This is a genomic window from Flavobacteriales bacterium, from assembly GCA_020635855.1.
Lineage (GTDB): Bacteria > Bacteroidota > Bacteroidia > JACJYZ01 > JACJYZ01 > JACJYZ01.
This window is the reverse complement of sequence record JACJYZ010000002.1, coordinates 55,698-81,045: the sequence shown is the minus strand read 5'-3', so window position 1 is coordinate 81,045 and position 25,348 is coordinate 55,698. Positions and strand designations below refer to the sequence as shown.

The 25,348-nt window shown below is 50.6% G+C and carries 15 protein-coding genes; 8 read left to right on the top strand and 7 right to left on the bottom strand.

Annotated features, from left to right (window positions below):
• Positions 1 to 104: 104 nt before the first annotated feature.
• Positions 105 to 938, bottom strand: a complete 834-nt coding sequence (locus tag H6585_00325; GenBank protein MCB9446770.1) for an alpha/beta hydrolase — start codon at positions 936 to 938, stop codon at positions 105 to 107.
• Between the two features lie 315 nt (positions 939 to 1,253).
• Here H6585_00325 and H6585_00320 point away from each other — a divergent pair, with 315 nt between their 5' ends.
• From H6585_00320 to H6585_00310, 3 genes are all read left to right on the top strand, one after another.
• Complete coding sequence (locus H6585_00320; protein ID MCB9446769.1) at positions 1,254 to 3,776, top strand: hypothetical protein; 2,523 nt, start codon at positions 1,254 to 1,256, stop codon at positions 3,774 to 3,776.
• A gap of 107 nt (positions 3,777 to 3,883) precedes the next feature.
• Positions 3,884 to 5,029: a HAMP domain-containing histidine kinase gene (locus H6585_00315; protein MCB9446768.1), complete on the top strand. Its 1,146-nt coding sequence runs from the start codon at positions 3,884 to 3,886 to the stop codon at positions 5,027 to 5,029.
• A gap of 340 nt (positions 5,030 to 5,369) precedes the next feature.
• Complete coding sequence (locus tag H6585_00310) at positions 5,370 to 7,559, top strand: gliding motility-associated C-terminal domain-containing protein (protein ID MCB9446767.1); 2,190 nt, start codon at positions 5,370 to 5,372, stop codon at positions 7,557 to 7,559.
• A gap of 283 nt (positions 7,560 to 7,842) precedes the next feature.
• Here H6585_00310 and H6585_00305 read toward each other — a convergent pair whose 3' ends face one another.
• Positions 7,843 to 8,634, bottom strand: coding sequence for a hypothetical protein (locus tag H6585_00305; GenBank protein ID MCB9446766.1), 792 nt, complete (start codon positions 8,632 to 8,634; stop codon positions 7,843 to 7,845).
• Positions 8,635 to 8,647: 13 nt separating this feature from the next.
• Positions 8,648 to 12,952: a PKD domain-containing protein gene (locus tag H6585_00300; GenBank protein MCB9446765.1), complete on the bottom strand. Its 4,305-nt coding sequence runs from the start codon at positions 12,950 to 12,952 to the stop codon at positions 8,648 to 8,650.
• 55 nt (positions 12,953 to 13,007) lie between these two features.
• Between H6585_00300 and H6585_00295 the strand changes: the two genes are divergently transcribed.
• The 3 genes from H6585_00295 (at position 13,008) to H6585_00285 (ending at position 18,698) form a co-directional block, all read left to right on the top strand.
• Positions 13,008 to 14,045 carry a PorP/SprF family type IX secretion system membrane protein gene (locus H6585_00295; GenBank protein MCB9446764.1) on the top strand — a complete coding sequence of 346 codons (1,038 nt, stop codon included), beginning with the start codon at positions 13,008 to 13,010 and terminating at the stop codon, positions 14,043 to 14,045.
• Positions 14,046 to 15,105: 1,060 nt separating this feature from the next.
• A complete protein-coding gene (locus H6585_00290) occupies positions 15,106 to 16,140 on the top strand; it encodes an OmpA family protein (protein MCB9446763.1) in 1,035 nt (344 codons plus the stop codon).
• An 80-nt stretch (positions 16,141 to 16,220) separates the two neighbouring features.
• Positions 16,221 to 18,698 (top strand): bifunctional UDP-N-acetylmuramoyl-tripeptide:D-alanyl-D-alanine ligase/alanine racemase, encoded by a 2,478-nt coding sequence (locus H6585_00285; protein MCB9446762.1) that lies wholly within the window; start codon positions 16,221 to 16,223, stop codon positions 18,696 to 18,698.
• A 7-nt stretch (positions 18,699 to 18,705) separates the two neighbouring features.
• Here the strand turns inward: H6585_00285 and meaB are convergent, their stop codons facing one another.
• On the bottom strand, positions 18,706 to 19,608 hold the full coding sequence (gene meaB, locus H6585_00280) for a methylmalonyl Co-A mutase-associated GTPase MeaB (GenBank protein ID MCB9446761.1): 903 nt from the start codon (positions 19,606 to 19,608) through the stop codon (positions 18,706 to 18,708).
• Between the two features lie 89 nt (positions 19,609 to 19,697).
• Here meaB and H6585_00275 point away from each other — a divergent pair, with 89 nt between their 5' ends.
• Positions 19,698 to 20,450, top strand: a complete 753-nt coding sequence (locus tag H6585_00275) for a glycosyltransferase family 2 protein (protein ID MCB9446760.1) — start codon at positions 19,698 to 19,700, stop codon at positions 20,448 to 20,450.
• The gene (locus H6585_00270; GenBank protein ID MCB9446759.1) at positions 20,437 to 21,576 is read left to right on the top strand and encodes a glycosyltransferase; all 1,140 of its coding nucleotides are present in this window, start codon (positions 20,437 to 20,439) and stop codon (positions 21,574 to 21,576) included. Before H6585_00275 ends, H6585_00270 begins: the two co-directional genes overlap by 14 nt.
• Here the strand turns inward: H6585_00270 and H6585_00265 are convergent.
• From H6585_00265 to rnpA, 3 genes are read right to left on the bottom strand one after another with little or no spacing between them, the layout of a single operon-like run.
• Positions 21,549 to 23,144, bottom strand: coding sequence for an O-antigen ligase family protein (locus H6585_00265; protein ID MCB9446758.1), 1,596 nt, complete (start codon positions 23,142 to 23,144; stop codon positions 21,549 to 21,551). The two genes, H6585_00270 and H6585_00265, sit on opposite strands and share 28 nt — an antisense overlap.
• Before the next feature lie 21 nt (positions 23,145 to 23,165).
• Entirely contained in the window at positions 23,166 to 24,842 is a 1,677-nt protein-coding gene (locus H6585_00260; GenBank protein MCB9446757.1) for a S41 family peptidase, read from the bottom strand.
• Between the two features lie 20 nt (positions 24,843 to 24,862).
• Entirely contained in the window at positions 24,863 to 25,255 is a 393-nt protein-coding gene (gene rnpA / locus H6585_00255; protein MCB9446756.1) for a ribonuclease P protein component, read from the bottom strand.
• Positions 25,256 to 25,348 lie beyond the last annotated feature (93 nt).

Below are 25,348 nucleotides of genomic sequence, written 5' to 3'. Positions count from 1 at the left end.
GTTGGCGGGCCTTTGTTACAAAAAACCTTCGTGGGTGAACAAGGCCTGTCAACAAAAAAAGGAGGTCGAACAGGACCTCCTTTTCTTATGCACGCAGCATGGATCTATTTCGTGTACTTTTCCAGGAAATCCTTCACCTGGTCGAAGTATCCGCTTTTGTTCGAGGTGAACGTTTGCTGATTGGTGACACCCGGCACCACGTACAGCACCGATTCTTTCTTCTTCGCTTTCACGAGGTCTTTAAGTTCATCCGGCCCGTCGATCGGGTCATTCTCACCCACGATGTAAAGGATGCCACGCAGGTGGATGCCTTTTTCGGCCACTGCATATTCGGGTTCCATCACATACTTGTTGTAACCGATGGGCAGCTTCAGGTCTTTGCCTTCCACCTGTTTCACCTTGTCCTTTTGCTTCTGGAAAGACACGTAGGTTCCGTCAGCGATGATGCGTTTGATCTTGGTGTTGTTAGCGCCCACGCCGATGGAAAGTCCGGCGCCGATGCCGATGCCATACAGGTCAACCGTGTACAGGGTGGCGTGGTACTTCTTCACCCAGCCGATGGCGGCGTCGAGGTCTTTGGAAAACTGGTGGTAGGTAAAGAAATCATTCTTGATGGCGAACTCATCGCTTTCTCCGTAGCCGCGGTAATCATAGGCCAGTACGTGGTATCCCAGGGTCAGGAATTGTGAAATGATCTCGAGGTTATCCGCCATGTTGCCGTCGCCGTCGTCGCTGACGATGACACATTTGGTGGATTCCTCAGCCGGTTTGAACCACCATCCGTTCAATGTCAGCTTATCGTCGGTTGGGATTTTCACCGTTTCATATTCGATGCCATATTCATCAGGGGTCACGCTATAGGTGCGCGACGGGTTCAGGGCAAAGCCGGCAGTATATGCCAGGCAACATCCGATCAGCAACAGGCCCGATTTTTTCATAACAATAGGGGTTTGTAGTTTCTAGTTTCTGGTTTGTAGTTTCTGGTCGCTTGCCCACCATGCATTGACAATCCGCCTTTCGCCAACATGACGAAAAACGAAAACCAATAACGATCAACGATCAACGAACAACCATGCCTTCCAAATATAGCAAAACACGGAAACAATCCATCACCTCATCCCAACCGGTTCACCAATAAGCCGTTCTTCCCCGGCGTTGTTCAGGTGGGCATGTTCAAAACTCATCCGGGATACCCAGCTTGAGCGTAGATATTCTTAGGAAATTTGAAAAAAGGAGGACGAAGAGTTGATCCTATGAAGGTATTGAAGCGCATAACCGCCATTACCGGCATTGTTGTTCTGCTGCTCATCCTTGTGGCATGGATCCTGGCGGTGGTATATGAAGATGACGTGAAGAAGTTGGTGTTGAACGAACTCAACCAGCACCTGACCACGGAGATCGAAGTAAAAGACATCGACCTCACCCTCCTCGAAAAATTCCCATACGCTTCTTTGCGCTTCACCGATATACTGGCAAAAGATGCCACCTCCGGCCAAAAGAAAGATTCGCTGCTTTACGCCCACAAACTGTTTCTGCAATTCAACCTGTTCGACCTGTTCAGCGAACATTACACCCTGAAAAAGGTAAGTGCGGAAACCGGCGTGGTGAAACTCCGCGTGCGATCCGATGGAACCGTCAACTATCATTTCTGGAAAGACGACACCACCTCTTCCGACAATGCTTTCACGATTGATCTGAAACAGGTGAACCTATCGGGCCTGCGATTTGAATATACCCATGCTCCAAGCGCCTTCGGCATGATGTTCCACGTGGACGAAAGTACCGTGAGCGGACAAGTCTCCAACAACGGGTACACCGCCCACTTGAAATGTGATCTGTTTCTCAACGACATGTATTCGGATACCACGCATATTCTCAGGGACAGAGACATCTCCATCAACACCGGCCTGGACGTCAGGAACCAGGAAGTGTATACATTCAAACGTGGCAAGTTGAAAGTAGATGAGTTGGAATGGCAGGACATACAGGTGACGTACACCGACAAGGAAGGGCATACACCCAAACTGGAAGCCACCGGGAAAGGCACCGACCTCCCCTGGAATGCGTTGCTGAAGAGCCTGCCGGTACAAGTACAGAACGTATTCAACGGCTATGAGACAGATGGCTTGGTTGATGTTCATTTCAATCTTGCCGGCAGGTTGGGCAAAGGCCAGAACCTGAGGTTGGATGCGGAATATATGATGAAGGAAGGCACCCTGGCGCTGACAGGGTCACCGGTGCGACTCAGCAACCTGCAGGTGGAGGGCACCCTGGCTTACATGGCTGAAGGAGGTCCGGCAAACAACGTGTTCTTCAAATCGGTAAGAGCCTCCCTCGAAGGCGATGCACTAACAGGCAGGGGTGTGATCGAGAACTTCGAACAACCACACCTTCAATGCACGGTGGAAGGCGCCCTTGACCTGAGCCACCTCCCGGTGCTCATCCGGATGGACACGGTGGAATCACTCCACGGACATGCCGGCATTCACCTCAATTACAACGGCCCCATCAATTCTCCCCACAACATGTCTCCCGATGAATGGAAACAAGTGGTTTTACTGGGCACCGCATCCCTACAAAATGTGGCGTTGAGCCTCAAGGGAAGCAAACATACGTTGAGCGATGTAAACGGCAAACTCATACTCCGCAACCCCGACCTGTCGGTTGACAGCCTGCATGCCATGCTCAACAACACACGGATTGACATGAACGGCGTACTGCGGAATTTCATGGGTTACGTGCTGTATCCCGACCAGGATCTGAACATTGAAGGCCGGGTGACCAGTCCGCTTGCCGACCTGAACGACCTGCTGAAATCGGATGTGTCCAAAGCCGCCACACCTTACCTCTTCGCCCTACCCGATCACGTGAACATGAACGTGGACATGAACATCGGAGAAGTGGTATTCAGAAGGTTCAAAGCTGCAAATGTAAACGGCAAGTTGCGCATGGAAAACCGTGTGCTTTATGCAGACCTGCTATCGATGCAGACGATGGGAGGAACCATAGAACTCAGCGGTTCGGCCGACAACCGTTCGCGCGACCATGTGGATGCCGATGTGCAGTCCAGCATCAGGAACATCCAGGTAAAGTACCTTTTCTACCAGGCTGAAAATTTCGGACAGGACCTGCTGCGTGACGAACACCTCCAGGGCAAAATGTCGGCCCGCGTGTCCATGCAGTCCACCTGGTCGGATCACCTGGATCTGGATCCGGCCAAACTGCGGGCGCACGGTTCGGTAAAAGTGGAAAACGGGGAACTGATCGACTTCAAACCGATGCTGTCACTGTCGCGCTTCATCAAGGTATCCGAACTGGAACACATCCGCTTTTCAACCCTTGAGAACGAAGTGGACATCCACGACCAAACCGTTTTCATTCCCTTGATGGACATCAAATCATCGGCCTTGAATGTAAGTGCATCCGGTAGCCATACATTTGATAACAAAATCGATTATCACTTCCGGGTACGGTTGAGTGACCTGCTGTCACGCAAAGCCAGAAAAGCGAAAAAGGAAAATGACGAATACGGGGTGGTGGAGGATGACGGTCTCGGCAGAACCAGTTTATACATCAGCATGACCGGTACGGCTGACAATCCGGAGATCAAATACGATCAGCAAGGTGTGAGGGAAAAGATCCGGGAGGATCTGAAAAAGGAAAAACAAAACCTGAAGAGCATCTTGCACGATGAGTTCCGTTTTCTTCACAAGGATACCATTCCGAAAACCCCGCCCAAGAAGGAAAAGAAGGAATTCGAGATCGAATGGGAATAGGTCAGGAATGCCTTCCTCAAATACCAATCCGCACATCCGTAAAAATCATATGCCCTGCCAGTCGCGGATTTGATTAAATTTACCGGCCTACGACTAGAGCCATCACCTTGAACATTTACACGCGCAAACAACAATGGAAGCTGCTACTGCTTATCACGGCGGTTTGCATCGGTTTGTCATCCCTGTGGTACACCAACAGCCTGATCGGCAAACTGGCTGACCAGGAGAGAAAGAAGGTGGAATTGTGGGCACAGGGCACGCGAAAAATTGCTGATACCAGCGACGATGCCGGAGATATCAGCATCCTGTTCGATGTAATCCAGAACAACGAAACCGTTCCGGTTATCCTCACCGATGAAGAAGGCAATGTGAACTCATGGCGGAACCTCGACTCGGTGCGGGCACAGGACCCGGCGTACCTGAAACACATGATCGAGGTGATGAAGGAAGAACACCCGCCGATTGAGGTGGACCTCATCAAAGGCAAGAACTACGTGTACTACCGGAACTCCACCATCCTCATGCAATTGAAGTATTACCCCCTGGTACAGCTGGCGGTTATTTCACTCTTCATCGTGGTGTCTTATTTTGCGTTCAGTTCTTCACGCAAAGCGGAGCAGAACCAGGTGTGGATCGGCATGGCGAAAGAAACGGCACATCAACTGGGCACGCCGTTATCTTCCCTGGTTGCATGGCTTGAACTGTTGAAACTGAAAGGGGTGGATGACAGCACCACGGCCGAACTTCAGAAAGATGTCAGCCGCCTGGAAACCATCACCGAAAGATTTTCAAAGATCGGTGCCATCCCCAAACTGGACCGCACCAACCTGATGGAAGTACTGCGGAATACGATGACCTATATGCAAAGCCGGTCGCCCAGGAAGGTATCCTTTGATATCCACAGCAAAGAAGAGGCGGTTCATGCACCGATCAATGCACCCCTTTTCGAATGGGTGGTGGAAAACCTGATCCGCAATGCCGTAGATGCCATGAGTGGCGAAGGGAAACTGAACATCACCGTCACCGACCAGCTGCAATATGTATACATCGACGTGTCGGATACGGGCAAAGGCATCCCAAAATCACAATACAAGTCGGTCTTTCAGCCAGGATTCACCACCAAGAAAACCGGGTGGGGACTCGGGCTTTCCCTCTCCAAGCGAATCATTGAGAATTACCACAAAGGAAAAATCTTTGTGAAACAATCCGACAGCGGCAAAGGAAGCACCTTCCGCATCGTATTGAAAAAGTAAGCATCCTTTAATTTTTAATCGAACAAGGGCTTTTTTCACGCATAAAGGCGCTTTCATCTTGCATCCTTGTGAAAAAAAACTTGCCTTAATCACAGACATGACCTACATTTGGACCCGTGTAGTGTATTAACCCCCTGTTGTCTGTGTTTGGAAGGTTGTGGTAAGTTCGGGGATTAATTCTTTGGTTTTAGTAAATGATTTTTTGGTGCGGATCAGCGACTGACCCGCACCAGGTATGTGTGTTATCCGGTGACTGTCGTCCGTCACCGGGGTGTGCAATTCGTACCGTGCCGTATCCGCGTCCTCCGCGGATATGAGCATGGCCCTAAAGCTTGGTGTCATGAAACAATTCACGTTCTTCATGGCGGTATTGACCGTCATTTCCGGATCGCCCTGTATGGGTCAGGTCTATATCAGCAACCCGTCGTTCGACGGAGGCAATGCAATACCTCCGGATTGGGAAGCCTGCGGCAACATTGATGTATACAACACAGGAGGTTCCACCGGAGGCAAGCATGTTGAAATCGGCACGTATGACACCTTCGGCAACGGCAACTTCACAGACCTCAATATCGGGCAGCAGCTCATTTGTCCGATGACAGCCGGCGACAACATCAGTTTTACCATTGATCTGAGGTCAGCAGATACCGCTGCTTCCGCCTATTACACCAACTCAGGTTACCTGGAGGTGTATTGCGGAAGCGATGCGTGCAATCCTTCCACCCTGCTGTGGACGTCTCCCCTCATCAACCATTACAACTGGCAAACCTACACGGTGAATTTCACCGCACCGTCGTCCTGCGACTACCTGGTCTTCAAGGTGCTTTGCACCGGATGCAACAGCAACTTTTTCGGCGGCGGCGGCGCAGGTATCCGGCTTGACAACATTGTTTCTACAGGTACCATCTGTGCACCCACCGTTACACTCGACAGCAACCTGGTTTGCGCAGGTGAATGCTTCGACCTGAAACCCGTTGTGAAAGGCGGCGAACCCCCGTTGACTTATGCATGGAGTGACGGACTGGGTTCGGGAACATCCACCAATGTTTGTCCGCCCGGCGACAGCTACTACAGCATCACCGTTACCGACAACCAGGGGCGTTCATCTTCCGCGACCAGCGTGGTGACCATTGACCCCGATCCGTTCTGCGGACAATCCCTGGAATGTCACAAAGAGGACTGCGCAGGGCCGTTCGGCACCTACTTCATCAACCCGACCAATACCCCCGTAACATACGCAGATGCCCAGGCGAACGGATGGTGCTATGAAATTGATCAAAGTGCTTTGCCTGCCGTGCTGTGCTTCGCGTTCAAGGCAGGTGATCCGAACGCCACCTTTGAACAGTTCAGCCTGCTCATCTCATATGAAAATTGTTCGGGAGGAAGCAGCATTAACGGAGGCTTCTACGCAGGTTTTCAAAACACAACGGTGATATCCAATTCCATCAACCAAAATGCCACAGGCGGTTCAACCGGTACATCGGGTGGTTGTTTTCAGGTGACCAACTACTTTGACATCGGGGGAGACGGCATACGGGAATGCGAGGAAGAGGGCACGTGGCATTATCCGGATTGCGACAAGGTAGCTAACGCCCTGGTAGGCGGTGTCAACTGCAACCTGCTTACGCCGGGAGATATTTACACCCACTGTTTTGACCTGAAGCCGAGCGCCTGCGGAAAGGTGTACATCTGCCCGATCTACAATTGCGGAAACGGATGTGTACCCGATCCGCCTTGTCTTGACATCGAGAACGTGGTCCGTACCACGGATGCCAGCTGCTTCGGCTCTGACGACGGCAGCGCCACGGCGCTGGTATGTGCCGATTCCCTATTCTCCTACGTGTGGTCTACAGGCGCCACCACCAAAAGCATTTTCAACCTGTCGCCTGCCAGTTACACAGTTACCATCACCGAAACCGAAACGGGATGTGACACCACCCGCACCCTGTCTATCAGCGAACCGCCGCAGATCATGGTGGATGCCGGGCTGACCAAAGACCTTTGCACAAACGAATCCTACAAGCTGGGCGGAACCCCTGTTGCCACCGGCGGCATGGGCAACTTCTCCTACCTGTGGTATCCGGCGCCGAACCTGGATGACCCCACCTTGTCGAATCCGACGGTATCGGGATTAACAGAACCGGTCACCTACACCGTAATCGCCACCGACTCCACGGGCTGTGCCGACAGTGCACAGGTACTCATTAACGGAAGGCTTTGCGACATCACCATTCCGAACGTATTCACACCGAACCACGAAGGACCAAACGACAACTTCGTGATCGATGGGATCGAGTACTTTCCCGGAAGCCGGTTGCTGGTGTTCAACAGGTGGGGAGAGAAAGTGTGGGAAAGCCAGAACTATCATAACGACTGGGACGGGCGGCACTGGAAGTCCCTCAACCGGCTGAATGAAGGCGTTTACTATTGGATCCTATACCTGAATGATCCGCTGACGCCGGGACCCGATGAAAACAACACCCGCCACGGTTGGGTGCACCTGATCCGCAACAACAACGACATCAATTAAAAAAATCGGCCTTCGGTGAAAGATCACCTTTGTTTATGAAGGCAAAGCCCTTTAAAAAGAATGCCACAAGGACACGAAGACACGAAGATATATGAAGCAATTCATCTACCTTTTTTATCAGACATAGTGTCTTTGTGCCTTGTGGCAAATACTACAACGGCATAGCTAAAAAAATGTGGACAGACGATGGACTTCCACGTATAGAAGAGTTGCAGTTGCCAGGTTGAAATAAAAAAAGCGTCCCGCATGTGCAGGACGCTTTTCTGTATGGATACAGGTTGGGTTACCCCTTGAACCTGCGGTCTACAAGATCAAAAAACTCTTCGGCACTTTCCTTGCCACCCCACTGGTATTTCTCCTTGAAAGGCTTCAGGTATGAATGTGCCGCTTCCAGGCTTTCGATGGCCGTGAGCGATTCCACCGCACCTTCATACTCATCCATGTTTCCACCGAACAGGTCATTGATGAAACGGAATCGATCGTGAATGCCGATGGCCGACTTCAGGTCCCTGATGGTTTTGCGACCCAGGTTGGATGCCAGCACTTCTTTTTCATTGCCCATCATATTATCAAGGATGGTCTTGCCGCCCTTTTTCTCTTTGGTCGGTTTTTCTGTTTTTTCCGTGCCGGTAAACAGATCACCCTGGGTCTTGGGAGCTTCCTCCGCTTCTTGCTCAACGGGTTCGGCGGGTTGTGTATCCGTTTTGGGTGTGTTCCGCACAGGTGGTATGGCCGTCGCTTCTTCGGAGTTTGCTTTATTGTTGGATGAAGATGGCGTGGTAGGTTCCATGATTCCGTAGCCGTGCGGCTTGTCCGGCACGGCAACTTCCGGTTTCTTTTCAGTCACCGCCACTTTTTCTTCCTCTTCCACATCATCGGATACGGAGGAAACCGCATCGTAACCACCCCGTAGAAATTTCAGGATGGCCATCTTTTCATACAATTCTCCGGAAATACTTAACAGCGTGTCCAGGTCTTGCGGTCCCAGGCTATCCACTTCCTGGATATGCCTGGTTTGTTTTTTCAAGTGATCCGCGAGTTCGCGGATCTCTTCGATCAGCTGTTTGGAATCCATAGCATCTGTCTCACTAACGCAGCAGGGTGATGTACCCTTTGAGGGACTTCACATCTCCACTGTAATACCTTCCTGTCACCAGGAATACATAGGTATCGGGGTTCTGTGGTTTCCCTTTGTAGGTTCCATCCCAACCGTCGTTGACATCGTGACTTTCAAAAACCAACTCGCCCCAGCGGTTGAATATTTTAAACGTCAGCAGTTCTTCAATGCCCCATCCTTTCACGTACACCACATCGTTGTTGCCGTCACCGTTGGGCGTGAAAGCTTTGGGTACATCCAGGCTGTATTCATCGATCACATCGATACACATGGAATCTGTCACCATGAAACAGGAACTGGAATCGGTTACCAGCACCGTATAGCAAATCGACTTCAGCGGTTTGGCTTCAGGATTCGGACAAGTACTGCATGTCAACCAGGTGGTAGGTGTCCATTGGTATGTGAATCCGTTTCCTCCGAACGCATCAATGTTGTCAATGAGTTCACCGATAATGATCGCCGTATCATTGGGAAGGGTAACAACGGGCTTGTGCTGTACGCGGACATCAATGCTGGTGGAATCGATACAGTTATGGTCATCGATGACAACCACCTGATAGGTGATGTCGTCCGGCAGGCTGAGTACCCACGGATTGGCAATGGATGTATCGCTCAGGTAATCGGAAGGCGTCCATATGTATGTAATACCACCGGTTGCCGTCATCTGGAAATTGCTTCCTTCACAAGCCACCGAATCATAATCAATGGTAATGATGGGTTTGAGATAGGCATGAACAACCTGCACCATGGTGTCCGTGCAACCGGTAGCCGAATTGCTGATGATCAGGCTCACATCGTAGTCGCCTTCCTGGTTATAGGTATGGGTGGGGTTGTTCTGGGAGGATGTGCTGCCGTCACCAAAATCCCACATCCATACGTCATGTCCGATCGAGGAATTGGTGAAAGTGGTGATAAGCGGTAGACAGGATGCCGTATCGCTGACACTGAACCCGGACATCACCTGGTGTATGAATATGGTGTCTTCGGCATATTGAACGCAACCGGAAACAGACTGGTAGATCATTTTCGGGTAAATGAGTCCGGTTTTCTGGTCATAAATGTGCGTGATGGTATCCCCGGTTCCCGGCAACACCAGACCATCCCCGAAATCCCAGCTCCATGAATCCACATCCAGTGTACTATCGATCACGAACGTGGCGGCCTCACCCAGGCAAATGGTATCGGGTGACAGGTGGAACAGGGCAAACGGACCGGTAACCGTGATGTATTGTGGGATCACCAACGTATCGGTACACCCATAGGTGGTGGTCACAATGAGGCTGACATCGTACGTGCCTGGCTGTGTATAATTATGTACAGGGTCCTGAAGCACTGAAATACTGCCGTCACCGAAATCCCATTGCCACTGGTTGATGTAGTTGGAAATGGAAGAATCACGGAAGTCGATTTGTTCAGGGTAGCAATCGGTAACCGTCTTGTTGCTTGAGATCAATGAGATCGGAATGCCTTGTACATGGATGTAATCGGTTTTGGTGATGGTGGAATCGCATCCGTCCGCATCCGTGATGGTCAGTTCCACGTGGAAATAACCCGTATCGGCGAAGACATGCCCCGGGTTCGGCTGAGAGGAGGTGGAACCATCACCGAAATCCCAGTAATAGGTAAAGGGTTGGGTTCCCGTAGTAGCATCCTGGAACGTCACACTATCACCACTACACAATTGGCGGTCGGTCACATTGAAAATGGGAATCGGCTGTTTGGAATTGATATAGTTGCTGCGCACCACGGTATCCTTACATCCTATTTTATCCGTCACGATCAGCGTCACGGTTTTCTTTCCGTTGGTGGTGAACACGTGTGTCGGATCTTGCTGACTTGAAGTACCACCGTCACCAAAATTCCACAACCAGGACACGACGGTGCTGTCGGAATAGGAACCATCGGTGAAATTCACGGGTAACGGAACACAACCCTGTATAGAATCCACTGCGAAGTCGGCATCCGGCCGGACCACATGCACTTGTCCGTACGCGGTATCAGGGCAGTTATGAATATCCTTCACGATCAGGCGGACCGGATACACTCCGGGGGTGGTGTATTTGTACGTGGGATTGGCTGCAGACGAACTGGAACCGTTTCCAAATGACCAGTTATACGTGCTGGCATCCTGGCTACCTGAACTGTTGAAATTCTGATTCAGTGGCCAACATCCAGCCACCGTATCATTGGTGATCACCGCATCAGGAACGGTTACATTGATGACCCCCGGTTCCACCCACATACATCCGGTGGAATCGTTGTACGCTGTCACCGATACATTGTAGGTGCCCCGGGCCGGAAAAACATGCAAGGGGTTCTTATTCACCGAATCAATGGCGCTGCCGTCACCGAAATCCCAATACCAGCGTTGTGCATCTTTTTCATCGGCTGTGAACTGATAGGTAAACGGATTGTCGCAATCGGCCGGTGCGCTGAAATGCCAGATAGGGCCGTTTACATACAACATGCTATCGATCTCCAATGTATCTTTACAGCCATTGTATGTGAGCACCAGGGTCACATCCATCCAGCCGGTATCCTGATACATGTGTGTAGGGTTCTGCTGGTTGTCTGACCCTCCATCTCCGAAGTCGATATATTCCCATTTATCAATCCTGGGATCACCGGTCAGGTCGGTGAAAACGGCGCCGGGCTGGGCACATACGGTATCTTCATCCACGGTGAAATTGGGTGGGATTTTGGTACCTACTTCGATCACGTGTGTAATGCTATCGGTACATCCGAGCTCGTTCACTACCACCAGTTTCACGGTATAATCGGTATCGTTCACGTAGATATTGGTCGGATTTTGCTGGGTGGAAGTATTCCCATCACCGAAATCCCAATACCAGTTTGTGATGGTGGAGTCGGACAATGTCAGGTCGGTGAAATCAACCTTGAGCGGTGCACAACCTTCGATGGTATCAGCAACAAAATTTACCGTCATCGGATTGATGACCACTGCAGCAGGTATGGTAACCACGTCTTTGCAACCGGATGCGGTGGTTACCGTCAGCGTAACCGTATAACTTCCTTTATTGGCGTAGGTATGTGAAGGATTTTGCTGGGTGGAAGTTCCTCCGTCGCCGAAATTCCATGACCACTTCACACCGCCGATGGTCAGGTCGGTGAAATCAACCGTATGCGGCACCTGGCAACCGTATGCCGGATCCACACTGAACGCAGCAGCCAGATCAATGATCTCAATCACTTTGGTAACTGTATCCTGACAGGTTCCTGTCGGATCCTTGGCGATCAGCGTTACGGTATAGGTGCCCGTGCCGGTATAGGTATGATTGGGATTTACTGCTGCGGTAGTTCCGCCATCTCCGAAGTTCCACAGGTAGTTGGTTGCCCCTGAAGATCCGTTGGTGAATGCAACGTTCTGGTTCACGCAGGCGGTATCGATGAATGTAAAATCCGCAATGGGGTCGTTGATCGTAATATAATTGGTTCTGATCAGGCTGTCCGTACATCCCTTGTTGTTGGTGACGTATAGCTTCACCGTATAGGTACCCGTATTGGTATAGGTATGATTGGGATTGGTTGCCGTGGATGTACCTCCATCTCCGAAGTTCCAGACGTAGGTCAGGCCCGTCCCGGTTGAATTGTTGGTGAACTTGACCACCAACGGCGGGCTGCATCCGATGGTCTTATCGGCCGTGAAGGTTGCGGTGGGGCCTTCTGTTACGGTCACATAATTATTCAAAAGGATGGTTTTGCTGCAACCGTTGGCATCCACCACCTGAAGGGAAACCGGGAATGTACCGGTGCTGTTGTATGTATGGATGGGGTTGGGGTTGGTACCATTGTCAACATTGCCATCACCATAATCCCATATCCAGGTGGTGATGGGTGCATCGCCAAGAATAACGGAATCATTGAAATGTGCGTTGAAAGGTGAACATCCGTTCGGGCCGCCATCAATGCTGAGATACGGATCCGGGTTTTTGAAAATGGTGATATAATTCACTTTAATAATCGTATCCTTATTTGTTCCATCAGACACGATCAGGGTTACCGTATACTTCCCGGGGGTTCCGTATGATGCTACCGGTGATTTGAGGGTGGATGTATTTCCGTTTCCGAAATCCCACTTCCAGGATGTAACAGGACCTGTGGACTGATCGGTGAAAACGACGGTTTGCGGACTGCAACCGGATTGGATGTTGGACGTAAACTTCGCGGTTACCTGTGCTTTGGTTTCACCTACGGAAAGTGCCATCACAAGGATCAATGCAAAAAAACGCGTTGTGTAACGAAAGATATTTTTCAATGTTTGAAGAGGTTTCTTAACTTTACTCACCCTTTGAATGTCAAATATAGGTAATTTGATCGCAAGGATATATAAGTTTTTCGTTGTTTTTCTGCTACTCGCGGTTTCAAACCGCGGATACGCGCAGGATGTCCATTTCTCTCAGTTTAACATGTCGCCGCTTACCCTGAATCCGGGGGAAACGGGGAATTTCGTCGGCGACTGCCGGGTGGTGAATAACCTCCGCCAGCAGTGGAAAGCCATCGGCATTCCTTACCAGACATTGGATCTGTCCTATGAGAAACAACTGTACCTCGGGGAACATCACCTGACCGCAGGCCTCATCCTCGTTCACGACAGGTCGGGCGACGCAGAACTCACCCTGAACAAGTTTTACCTCACGGCGAGCTATCACCGGAACATATTGGGTCAGGGACTGCACGCTGGAATGCAGATCGGATATGTGAAGAAAAGTTTCTCCATGGATGCGCTCACTTTTCCGAACCAATTCGACATTACACAGGGCATGTTTGTCAATGACAATCCTTCCCTTCCGAACAATGAACAATCTTATGGATTAGGAGAATCGCTGTCCTATCTGGATGCCAATGCCGGTATCGTATGGACCGGTCATTTCAACAAATTCCGTCCGGAAGCGGGCATTGCACTCTTTCATTTTATCTTTCCGAAAGAAACCTTCTTCGACAATGGAGATAACCACCTCAAACCAAGAACGGTGATTCACGGACAAGGTATCTATGACATCAATGAAACCTGGTATGGCAGACCGAAGTTGTTGTACATGCTTACCCGGAAGGCATCCGATGTGGTGGTTGGTGCCGACCTGGGATACAAACTGGGCACGAACAAATACAAAATCAAATCCATCTATGCAGGCGCAAACTACAGGGATGGTTTCTGGCGCAACAAGGACGCGATGATTGCCGTCGGTGGAATTGAATTCAACAGGGTTGACATCGGTCTCAGCTATGACGTGAACATCTCCGGACTTAAGATTGCTACCCAAAAACATGGCGCATTGGAATTTTCCTTCATTTATCGTTGCAAAAGTTCGCAGCCTCCAAAAATCACCATTCCCTGTGATCGCCTGTAAACACCTTCGTTTTCTTCCGCTTTTTCTGATTTGCTGGACAGCTTCCCTGGCACAACCGGTAGACAACATGCAAAAGCTGAAACCTGCAGCGCTCAAGAAGTATGGTCTCGGTGCAGCCCGCATCGGCGATACCTATTCCGCCATCGATCTGTTCTCACGGTACCTGGAACTCAAGCCGGAAGACATGAAGATCGCATATGAAAGGGCTCTGCAATACCGCAAAGCACGTGATTATGAAACCGCCCAGTCGGAATTCAAGAAAGTATACGAAGCCGATCCTGAGAAATACACAAAAGCCCTCTTCTACCAGGCGCAGATGATGAAAATGAACGGAGAGTATGAGGAATCCAAAAAACTCTTTGAAAAGTTCCAGAAAGAATACCGCGGCGCCAAAGATGAAAAGTTGTACCGCAACCTGACAAAAAATGAGATTCAGGGCTGCAAAGACGCACCCGACCTGATCAACAAACCATTGGACATCCTGATCTATCACCTGGACACGTCCATCAATAAGGCCCACGTGGAATTCAGTCCCGTATCGCTGACTGAATCACGCATGTTGTACGCCTCCCTTAAGTCCGATCAGGTAAACTTTTACCCGGGTGATTCAACCCACCAGATGCCGGTGCGTAAATTTTATACAGCTGAAAAAGAGGGAGACGACTGGAAAAGCAAGGGTGAATACGAAGGCCCTTTCAACCTTGAGAATGTGCAAACGGGCAATGGAGCCTTCTCCCCGGATGGTCAGGCATTCTTTTTTACCCGGTGTGAGAAAAATGAATATGATCGCGTTACCTGTTCCATTTACAGAAGTGAACTGAAAGACGGCAGCTGGTCTGAACCTGAGAAATTACCCAAACCCATCAACCATCCCAAATACACCAGCACGCAACCCACCGTCGGGAGCGACTCGAAAAGCGGTAGTGATATCCTGTATTTTGTTTCGGACAGGCCCGGTGGAAAAGGAGGCCTTGATATCTGGTATGCCGTGTACAATGCCAAACGAAAAGAATGGCAGTCCCCGAAACGGGCAGGCAGGCTCAACACCGAGGGTGATGAAATGACCCCTTCATACGATATTGAAACGCGCACCATGTACTTCAGTTCCGACGGGTACCCCAGCCTGGGCGGCCTTGACATTTTCAAAGTGCCGGGTGAAAAAAGCCGCTGGAAGAAAGCTGAGAACATGGGATATCCGCTGAACTCCAGCGCCGACGATTTGTATTATACCATCAGCAAAGACCGGTCGGAAGGATTCTTCGTATCAAACCGTCCCGGCGGCGTGGCATTGAAAAACCCCACCTGCTGTGATGACATCTACAGCCTGAAATGGACCAAGTACATCCGGGTTGCACTTGCCGGTAAGGTGTTTCAGGTGGATGATTCCTCCAAAGTGGAAAGCATAGAGCAAATACTGCAGAAGGGATCAAACGCCGACCAGGAAAAATTCAAACCCGTGGAACGTGCCGTTGTCTCTCTGTTTCTTCTGGATCCCTCGGGTGAAGAGGAGCCCATGTTCATCAAATCGGATACAACCGATGCAAACGGTGACTATTCCATTACCATGGAACAGGGCCAGGACTACCGGGTAACCATATCGAAGGATGAATACCTGTCACGTAGCAATAACTTTTCTACAAAATCCTTCACCAAGTCCGACACGCTCAAATGGAACGCCCCCATCGTGGCCATTCCGCCCGAACCGATTATCATCCGCAACATCTATTACCACTTCGATAAATCCAATCTGACTGATTCGGCTATGATGACGATTGATACCACGATCTACCGCATTATGACTGAGAACCCGGAGATTGTTGCAGAGATCAGTTCCCATACCGACAGCCGCGGTACGGATACATACAATGAAAAACTTTCCCAGAAGCGTGCCGAAAGCGTGGTAAAATACCTCATCTCCAAAGGCATTGCTTCCGAACGACTGAAAGCAAAAGGCTACGGTGAAAGTAAACCCCTCGCTCCTAACGAGAACCCCGACGGAAGTGACAACCCGGAAGGAAGAGCCAAAAACCGTCGTACTGAATTCAAGGTGATCGGTCGCATCAAAAATGTGTCCGACGTCAACTACAAGGAATAGTCTGCCCTTACCATTCCGTACTTCATTCGTTCCGCTTATCTTTACGATCAAGTGCCAACCCACCCATGAGCCATGCAGCGATAGGATATGACATCAGTGAGGTAGCCCGGATCATCGGCGCAGAAGCCACCATCCACAAACCGGCATTGATCCGTTACCTGGTCACCGATAGCAGGAAAGCCGGTGACCCGGACGCATCCCTGTTTTTTGCACTCAAAGGCACGGCCCACGATGGTCACGATTACGTGGAAGACCTGTTCCGCCAAGGATATCGGAATTTTGTAGTAAACACCCCTCCACCCAATCAGGAGATCATGGCCGCTGCCAACGTATTGGTGGTGAAAGAACCTTTACGTGCCCTCCAGGACCTGGCAGCGCATCACAGAAGCCAGTTCTCCATTCCTGTGATCGGCATCACCGGCAGCAATGGAAAAACCATCGTAAAAGAATGGTTGTTCCAGCTGATGCGGGAAGACAAGAACATCGTGCGAAGTCCCAAAAGTTATAACTCACAACTGGGTGCAGCATTATCTGTATGGAAATTGCATCCGGACAATGAACTGGCCATCTTCGAGGCCGGTATCTCCCAACCGGGTGAAATGAATTACCTGCGGAAGATCATCCGCCCCACCATCGGTCTCATCACAAACATCGGTCATGCCCATGATGAGAATTTTCGTGACCACAGTGAAAAGGCAAAGGAGAAAATCCGCTTGTTCGATGGATGTGAAACACTGGTGTACTGCAAAGATCACGAGATCATTCACAAGGAAGTAACACATGCCGAATTTCTGAAGAACACCCAGATGTTCACCTGGTCGAGGAAAACCAATGCCAACCTCGTTATTGCAAAAACCGAACAAACAGGCAACACCACATATATCAAAGGCATTTGCCAGAACAAATTTCTCAACATCACCATTCCTTTCACAGACCATGCCTCCGTTGAGAATGCCATTCACTGCTGGGCCATCCTGTTGCACCTGGGTTATGATCCGGAAGTGATCCGCAACCGGATGAAGTTCCTGCCTCCCGTTGCCATGCGTCTCGAACTGAAGGAAGGCATCAACGGGTGTTCCATCATCAATGACTTCTACAACTCCGACCTCGAATCACTCAACATCGCACTGGATTTTCTGAAACAACAGCAGCAACATGCAAAACGAACTGTAATCCTTTCCGACCTCCTGCAAAGCGGACAGCACAAGGAAAACCTCTATGGCGAAATTGCAGGTATGCTGGAAAAAAAGGGCATCCAGCGCCTGATCGGAATCGGTCCCGACATATCCAGCCAGGCGCCCCACTTCCCCATGGAAAAAAGTTTTTTCAGGGATACCCAGGATTTTCTCACTTCATTTCAGGAGTTGCAGTTTCATGATGAAACCATTCTGTTGAAAGGCGCCCGCCATTTCGGTTTTGAGCAGATCAGCCGTTTGTTGCAACAGAAAGCGCACGAGACCATCCTGGAGATCAACCTCACGGCACTGGTGCACAACCTGCAATATTTCCGCTCGCGACTCAACCCTGAAACCGGAATCATGGTGATGGTGAAAGCTTTCTCCTATGGAAGCGGTTCCTTTGAAGTGGCAAACATGCTCCAGTTTCATCGTGCCAATTACCTGGCGGTGGCTTATGCAGATGAGGGTGTAGCGTTGCGCAAGGCGGGCATCACCCTGCCGATCATGGTAATGAGCCCACAGCCCAGTACGTTCGATGCCATCTTCCTGCACAACCTGGAAGCCGAGATCTACAGCATGCAACTGCTTGACGCATTCATCCATGCCGCCACCCGCTTCTCGAAAGATCTGAACACCAAGGTACCCGTTCACATCAAACTCGACACCGGCATGCACCGCCTGGGCTTCCAGGAAGAAGACATCAACCAGATGATTGTGAAGATTCGCAACAGCAGGGCATTGCATATCAAATCGCTTTTCACCCACCTCGCCGCCAGCGAATCGTCTCATCATGACGAGTTCACACGCCTGCAGCTCGAACGGTTCGATCGCATGTGCGATACCATCTTGCCTCATTTTGCCTACCCCATACTGAAACATGCACTGAACACGGCCGGTATCCAACGGTTTCCGGATGCGCAATACGACATGGTACGCCTGGGCATCGGATTGTACGGCATGGACGTCAGCGGAAACGCAGGCAAAAACCTGCAACAGGTAGGCACACTCCGAACCACCATCAGTCAGATCAAACAGATCCGTTCAGGGGAAACCATCGGTTACGGACGCAGTGGGAAAGCCCTGCGTGATATGATCACCGCCACCATTCCCATCGGCTACGCAGACGGATATGACCGGCGCCTCGGAAACGGAAACGGTTACATGCTCATCGGTGGAAAGAAAGCTCCGACAGTCGGACACATTTGCATGGACATGTGCATGGTGGATGTGACAGGATTCAATGTATCGGAAGGCGATGAAGTGATCGTATTCGGTGAGCAATTGCCACTACCGGTTCTTTCCGATGCGGCTGACACCATCCCGTACGAATTGTTGACCGGCATTTCCGAACGGGTGAAACGGGTGTACGTGCAGGAATAACAATCCCTTAATATCCCCACGCCTCCACCAGCGCATAAATATTCACAGGACCTTTCGACACGGCATCGCGTACCTTTTGTCTGAGTTCCTCCGCATTCACATCCTTCATCCGGTTTTCCTGGATGATGCGCCATGCCTTCTCCGCATACAACGCAACCGTGTGATCATCCCGCTTCATGCGACGATGTGAACCGATCGCTTCCAAAATTTCCTGACACCCTACCCCCTTGATGGCGGTGGATTGAATAACCGGTGGTGCCCATGCTCCGTGAAACCGTTCATGCACCAACTCAACCAGATGTTTGGCAAACACACCCGCTCCTTCACGATCCGACTTGTTCACCACAAACACATCCGCAATCTCCATGATTCCGGATTTGATCGCCTGGATGTCATCTCCCGCCTCAGGAACAAGCACCAGCACGGTGGTATCAGCCAGACCGGCAATCTCCACCTCCGACTGTCCCACCCCTACGGTTTCCACAAAAATGTAGTCGAACGGAAAGGCACGCATCACATCGACCACCTCCAGGGTTTTGGCCGACAAACCACCCAGGGACCTGCGGCTGGCCAGGGAACGGATGAACACAAGATCACTCTCGAAGTGATCCGACATCCGGATGCGGTCTCCGAGCAGGGCACCCGAATGGAATGGCGAGGTGGGGTCCACCGCCACGACACCCACACTTTTGCCGGATGCGGTGAGCAGTGAGATCAGGGCATTGATCAATGTGCTTTTTCCTGCTCCGGGAGGGCCCGTAAAGCCCACCACGGGAATGTCCGGGGAAAAGGCCAGGTTGCGCAGCAGCTCTTCATATCCCGGCGTGGCGTTTTCAACCATTGAGATTGCACGGGCCAGCAAACGCTTATCGCCCTTGCGAATTCCTTCCGAATATTCCCTGATGTCCATGACGGCACAAAATAAGGAGAAATCGGGAATGCCTACCGGATACCCGAAAGATGCTCAGACTGATGGCTATTTGCTAACTTTACCCGAATATGGCAAGCATTTCAGCGGTCATCATCACATTCAACGAAGAGCGGAACATCGGTCGCTGCCTTGAATCCATACAGGGTCTTGCAGATGAGATCATCGTGGTTGATTCCCGCTCTACGGACAACACCAAACAACTGTGTGAATCAGCAGGTGCAAGGTTCATTGAACACGAATTCCGGGGCTACATCGAACAGAAGAACCTGGCCCTCACCTACGCAACCTGCGAATATGTGCTTTCGCTGGATGCGGATGAAGCCTTATCCGACCGGCTGAAACAAAACCTGGCAGGCATGAAGCCGAATCTCGATGCCGACGGATATACTTTCAACCGGCTGACCAACTACTGCGGGAAATGGATCCGGCATTGCGGATGGTACCCGGATACAAAAATGCGGCTCTTCCGGAGGGGCTCCGGACACTGGGCGGGCGTAAATCCCCATGACCGGTATGCACTGAACCCGGGTTTGCGCCAGGCATTCATTGCGGGCGATCTGTTGCATTACTCTTTTTACACCGTTGCCCAACACAAGGCGCAGGCGCGGAATTTCTCAGCCATCGGCGCACAAGCGCTGTACGACAAGGGTATTCGTTCGAACTGGCTGAAGATCCTGATTCATCCCATAGCCAAATTCGCGCGCAACTACCTGATCAAACTCGGATTCCTTGACGGATACAAAGGGCTGTTGATTTGCCTGATCTCGGCCCAGGCGACATACCGAAAATATCTGCAACTTAGAAAACTTGGCCGTACGTAAGCCCCATATCCGTCCGCAACCGGAAAGCCACATGGTTTTGCACATCGCTACCGCCCGCACCTGGCGGGGTGGTGAACAGCAAATGGCATATCTGGTGGAGGAGTTGGAGAAACAAGGCGTAGAGCAAACCGTGTTGTGTACAAAAAACAGTGCCGTTGAAACGTACTGCAGAGATCATGGAATTCCATTTGAAGCAATCGCCAGGCGAACATCCGTAAGTCTCCGGTTTGCACGACACATACGATCATTATGCCGGCACTTCGACGTGGAAGTGATTCATTGCCACGATGCGCATGCACACACATTTGCCGTGATGGCTGCAACGTTGTTCGGGAACCCTACTCCGGTTGTTATCAGCCGTCGGGTGGATTTCCCGGTTTCCAAAAGCCGGTTCTCCAGGTTCAAATACAACCATCATTGCATCCGGGCCATCCTCTGCGTATCTGATAAGATCCGCGAGATAACCGCACCCTCGCTCCGGAATCCATCGGTATTGCATACGGTGTACTCGGGCATTGACCTGGATCGTTTTGCGAACCCGCCCTCCGTTCCGGTTCTGCGCAAGGAGTTCGGCATTCCGGATGATCAACGGGTGGTGGCCAACGTTGCAGCGCTTGCACCCCACAAGGATTACTTTACATTCGTTGACACGGTGTCGGAACTTGTAAAGTCACATTTCCCCGCGCATTACTTCATCATTGGTGACGGGCCGCTCCGGAATGAGGTTGAAGCGTATATCCGTCAGAAAGAACTGGGGTCACACATCACCATGACCGGATTCAGGAAAGACATTCCCGCACTCTTACCCGGCATTGATGTATTCCTGATCACTTCCAAAACAGAAGGTTTGGGAACATCCATCCTGGATGCCTTTGCATGCGGGGTTCCGGTGGTGGCCACCGATGCCGGAGGTATACCGGAAATCGTAAGAGACGGTGAGACCGGCCTGCTTGCACCGGTTGGCAACCCCCTTGAACTTGCACGGCATGTACGCCAAATGGTTGAAAATGATGCATTGAGAAAGCGGTTGGTGGAAGGCGCCACACATCACCTGGCCGCATTCACCCGATCAGCCACAGCCGATGCCACCCTGAAGATCTACCGTTCGGCAGGTTTGGGTGTGTGATTTGCCTTGTGCCGGAACAGCAACAACGTATTGAAAAATGCAAAGAAGGTAACCCCTGCCTGCGTTTCCAGCGTGTCTTCATTGATCATGGACAACAGGGCGATGACCAGGAATGCCACGTACAGGTAATCCGGTCTGACGATTCGTATGGATAACGGGTATAGCAAACCAAAGACAAACACCAGCAAACCGAATACACCAAGGGTAACGGTAATAGAAATGTACTGGTTGTGCGGGCGACGAAGTTGCCAGCGGGGCGAGAGCGTTGTTTTCATGCGTGTGAATTCCGCCCTGAACTCCTGGTCGATATCTCCCGTGCCGATTCCGAACAACGGCGACATCCTTATCAGATGTGAGGAAGTCTTCCACAGTTCCAATCTGAGGCTGACCGAGTGTCCGTCTGCTTCACCGGTGGTTCTGTAACGATCCCATTCCCAACATATCCTTTCAATCCTCGATCCTACGTTTGCATGCCCCAGGTAGTGTGCATTCGCCACCCCGTTTTCAATGGCTTTGATTTCGGTTGAGGTAAGGGAAGCCACACCATCGGAATCTTTCCGCAACCCCTTGGATGACAAAAACCGGATCAGGGTCATCTGAAGGTCGTGGCCCTTCCGGTCCTGTCCGGGAATGCGAAGCAACGCCCTTTCATTCCATGCCTGCTCCAGTTCATTGTAACAGATATACATGTAAATGGGATGTCCGTTTTCGCGGGCAGGGTTCGCCGCATCATGGAAGTATGGATTGCCCCTTGGAGTTTGCGATTCGGCATGCTCCATGTCCGGCGCATCAACCGGCATGCTGTAATAAGTGCGAACCACACCAACCACATACCATGCAGGCAAAACCAGGCACATCACCGCCAGGGCTGCATACAACCACCTGAACCTTCCCCTGTATCTGTAGATAACCCAGCGTAGCATCATGAAGAAAGAAGCCAGCACCAGCACTGTAAGGCCGGTCATGGATTCGAGCAGGAAAAGGGTAGCGATGAGCACCCCGGCCATGGTCAGGTAAAGCATCTTTGCCACCATCGTCCGGGGGCGGGAAAGGAAATACACGATCACGAACACAGACAAACACATCATCAGTGCAAACCGGATGTGTGATATGTAGAGCGACAAATCCCGAACATCTACAACACGATCGGGCCCCCACCAGAAAAATGCTGCGAAACTCGACAGGCAGGAAACCAGCACTGCACATATGAATACATGCAGGATGCGTTCAAACCAATTGTTTTCTATGGCAGGAGAGGTAGTCAGTATCAGGGGAAGTAACAGCAACGGTAGCTTAATTCGTAAATCATCCGCCGCATAGTGAAAGTCGGTTGTGTAGATGAGCCCCACCACATGCAAAAAGTAAATGGCCGTGATGGAAAGTGCCAGTGGATTTCTGAAAAAACCGGTCACTGCATGGCGCCACTGTTTGCCCACCAGCCAGCTGATGAGCAGCAGGATCTGGCCCAGGCTCATCAGGAAGTTGGAAAGAGGAAGACCTGCTGCAACTAGCAGCAGGCCTGTATGAAATAAGTGACGATGTAAGGTCGGGAACTTGGGTTTTCCCACGGCCGTGCAGTTAATGAATGGCTATTCCTTTGGCGTGGTCGGCGCATCGTGAATGGCCAATACATCCTTGTATTCCTGTGTATTTTTCAGGACTTCCAATGCTTTCTGAACCTCAAGGTCTTTCTTGAGGCTTTCCTCAATACGACCCTTCTGATACCGGAACCTGGTGGCCAGTTCAACCTCCAGCAGGTCTTTGATCTCATCCTTATAGGTATGCAGATCGGAGGTTTTGTCATGCATCATTTTTTCCTTGAGGGCGGTGTATTCAGATTCGAATGAGTCGAAGTACTTTTCGTCCTCGGCTGCTTCCTTCAAGTCTTCCAGCAATCCTTCGCTTTTGGTGGTATAGTCGTAATCCTTGTCTTTGATATAAGCGAGGAATTCATCGTAGTCCTTATCCGACAACTCGAAGTTACCGTCTTTCCCTTTCTCGGGGTGGTTCAGCGTGAACTCGGTAACGAAGTTGAAGATGTGCATTTTGCCGTACAGACTTGCCGTGATCTTACCAACAACAGTTGGTTTGATTTCAATGTCGGGATTGATACCGCCGCCGTCAAATACCTTTCTTCCATTGCGCGTGCTGAACTCGCTGATCAGTGAATCGGGGATCTTGCCCACGCTTCCGTCTTCATTGCGGTTGGAATAATCCAGGGCCTGAATGCAACGGCCGCTCGGGATGTAGTATTTGGCCGTGGTTACTTTCAACTGGGTGTTGTAGGTAAGCGGGCGGGTGGTTTGTACCAGGCCCTTACCAAAAGTCCTTTGTCCGATCACAACACCCCGGTCGAGGTCTTGCAGGGAACCCGAAACAATTTCGGAAGCGGAAGCCGAACTTCGGTTCACAAGAATGGCCATAGGGATGTCTGTATCCACGGGGGTATTCAGGGCATGGTATTCTTTTTCCCACTCTTTGATTTTACCTTTGGTGCTCACCACCATTTGTCCCTTTTCGGTAAACAGGTTCACAATGTCCACTGCTTCATTGAGGAGGCCACCCGGATTGCTGCGCAGATCGAAAATAACGGATTTGGCGTTTTGTTCCTTCAGCGCCTCGAGGGCTTCTTTCACTTCCTGTGCGGCATTGCGTGTGAAGCCTGTAAGCTTGATGTACCCGACACCATCTTCCATCATGCCGTAGTAGGGTACACTTTTGATTTTCACCTCTTCCCTCACCAGATCAAATGAAATAGGCTTCTTTTCTCCAGGACGTTCTACGGTGATGTTCACATTGGTGCCAGGTTCACCTTTGAGTACCTTGCTGATGTCCTGGGTATCTTTTCCTTTGGCTGACTTGCCATCGATTTCAATGATCTTGTCTCCTGCTCTGAGTCCGGCTTTCTGTGCCGGAAAATCTTCATAAGGTTCGGAGATGATGACATAATCGTCCTGTTTTCGGATCAGTGCTCCGATACCACCGTATTGGCCGGTGGTCATGAACCGGTAATCTTCCATTTCGGATTCCGGTATATAGTTGGTGTAAGGGTCGAGTGACTCCAACATGGAGTCGATGGCCTTTTTAATCAGGTCGCCTGGGTTGGCTTCATCGACATAATAAATGTTAAGTTCCTTGAAAAGGGTGGCGAAGATTTCAAGGTTTTTTGATACTTCGAAATAATTATCCGAAAAACTGTAGGAGACAACTGCTCCTGATGCAAGTCCGATGACAACGGCTGCTACCGCCAGTTTTTTCTTCAGCATGCTGGTCCACTTCATGGTTTCTAACTTTTTTCTGATGTCACTTTAAACAAACGTGATAACAATTCCCTTATTTTTTCCTCGAGCTCCCGGTAGCTGGCCAGATCTTTTCCGGTATAGAGGAACAAGATGTTCAATCCGGATGATGCGTCTGACTCCTGCGGATGCAACAGGTTTTTGTTGCGCCTGTATGCTTCCCGCATTCTTCTTTTCAAGGTATTTCTGTCAACTGCCTTCCTGAAATTTCTTTTTGGAACAGCAACCGCAATTTTTACGGAAGGAGGTCCGATTTGTTCCGCCCGTATCCAAAGCATGCGAAGCGGTGGGTTGTTCAAACTCCTGCCCTCTTTGAAAAGCAGGGCCAATGCCTTCCGGCTTTTGAGTTTCTCCTTCTTACCAAATGACGAAGTTCGCACGGCGTTGTTGCATCCGGAAAGGACGTGACACCATTTATTCGGGTATCCGGCCAACCGATGCCGACGGGAAATTACATTAACCTGTCAATAGCG

Excerpts from the sequence above, each read along its gene's own strand:
- H6585_00290 (MCB9446763.1), top strand. The coding sequence starts at position 15,106 with ATGACCCCTTCATACGATATTGAAACGCGCACCATGTACTTCAGTTCC.
- H6585_00325 (MCB9446770.1), bottom strand. The coding sequence starts at position 938 with ATGAAAAAATCGGGCCTGTTGCTGATCGGATGTTGCCTGGCATATACT.
- meaB (MCB9446761.1), bottom strand. The coding sequence starts at position 19,608 with ATGGACATCAGGGAATATTCGGAAGGAATTCGCAAGGGCGATAAGCGT.
- H6585_00275 (MCB9446760.1), top strand. The coding sequence starts at position 19,698 with ATGGCAAGCATTTCAGCGGTCATCATCACATTCAACGAAGAGCGGAAC.
- H6585_00260 (MCB9446757.1), bottom strand. The coding sequence starts at position 24,842 with ATGCTGAAGAAAAAACTGGCGGTAGCAGCCGTTGTCATCGGACTTGCA.
- H6585_00305 (MCB9446766.1), bottom strand. The coding sequence starts at position 8,634 with ATGGATTCCAAACAGCTGATCGAAGAGATCCGCGAACTCGCGGATCAC.
- H6585_00310 (MCB9446767.1), top strand. The coding sequence starts at position 5,370 with ATGAAACAATTCACGTTCTTCATGGCGGTATTGACCGTCATTTCCGGA.
- H6585_00320 (MCB9446769.1), top strand. The coding sequence starts at position 1,254 with ATGAAGGTATTGAAGCGCATAACCGCCATTACCGGCATTGTTGTTCTG.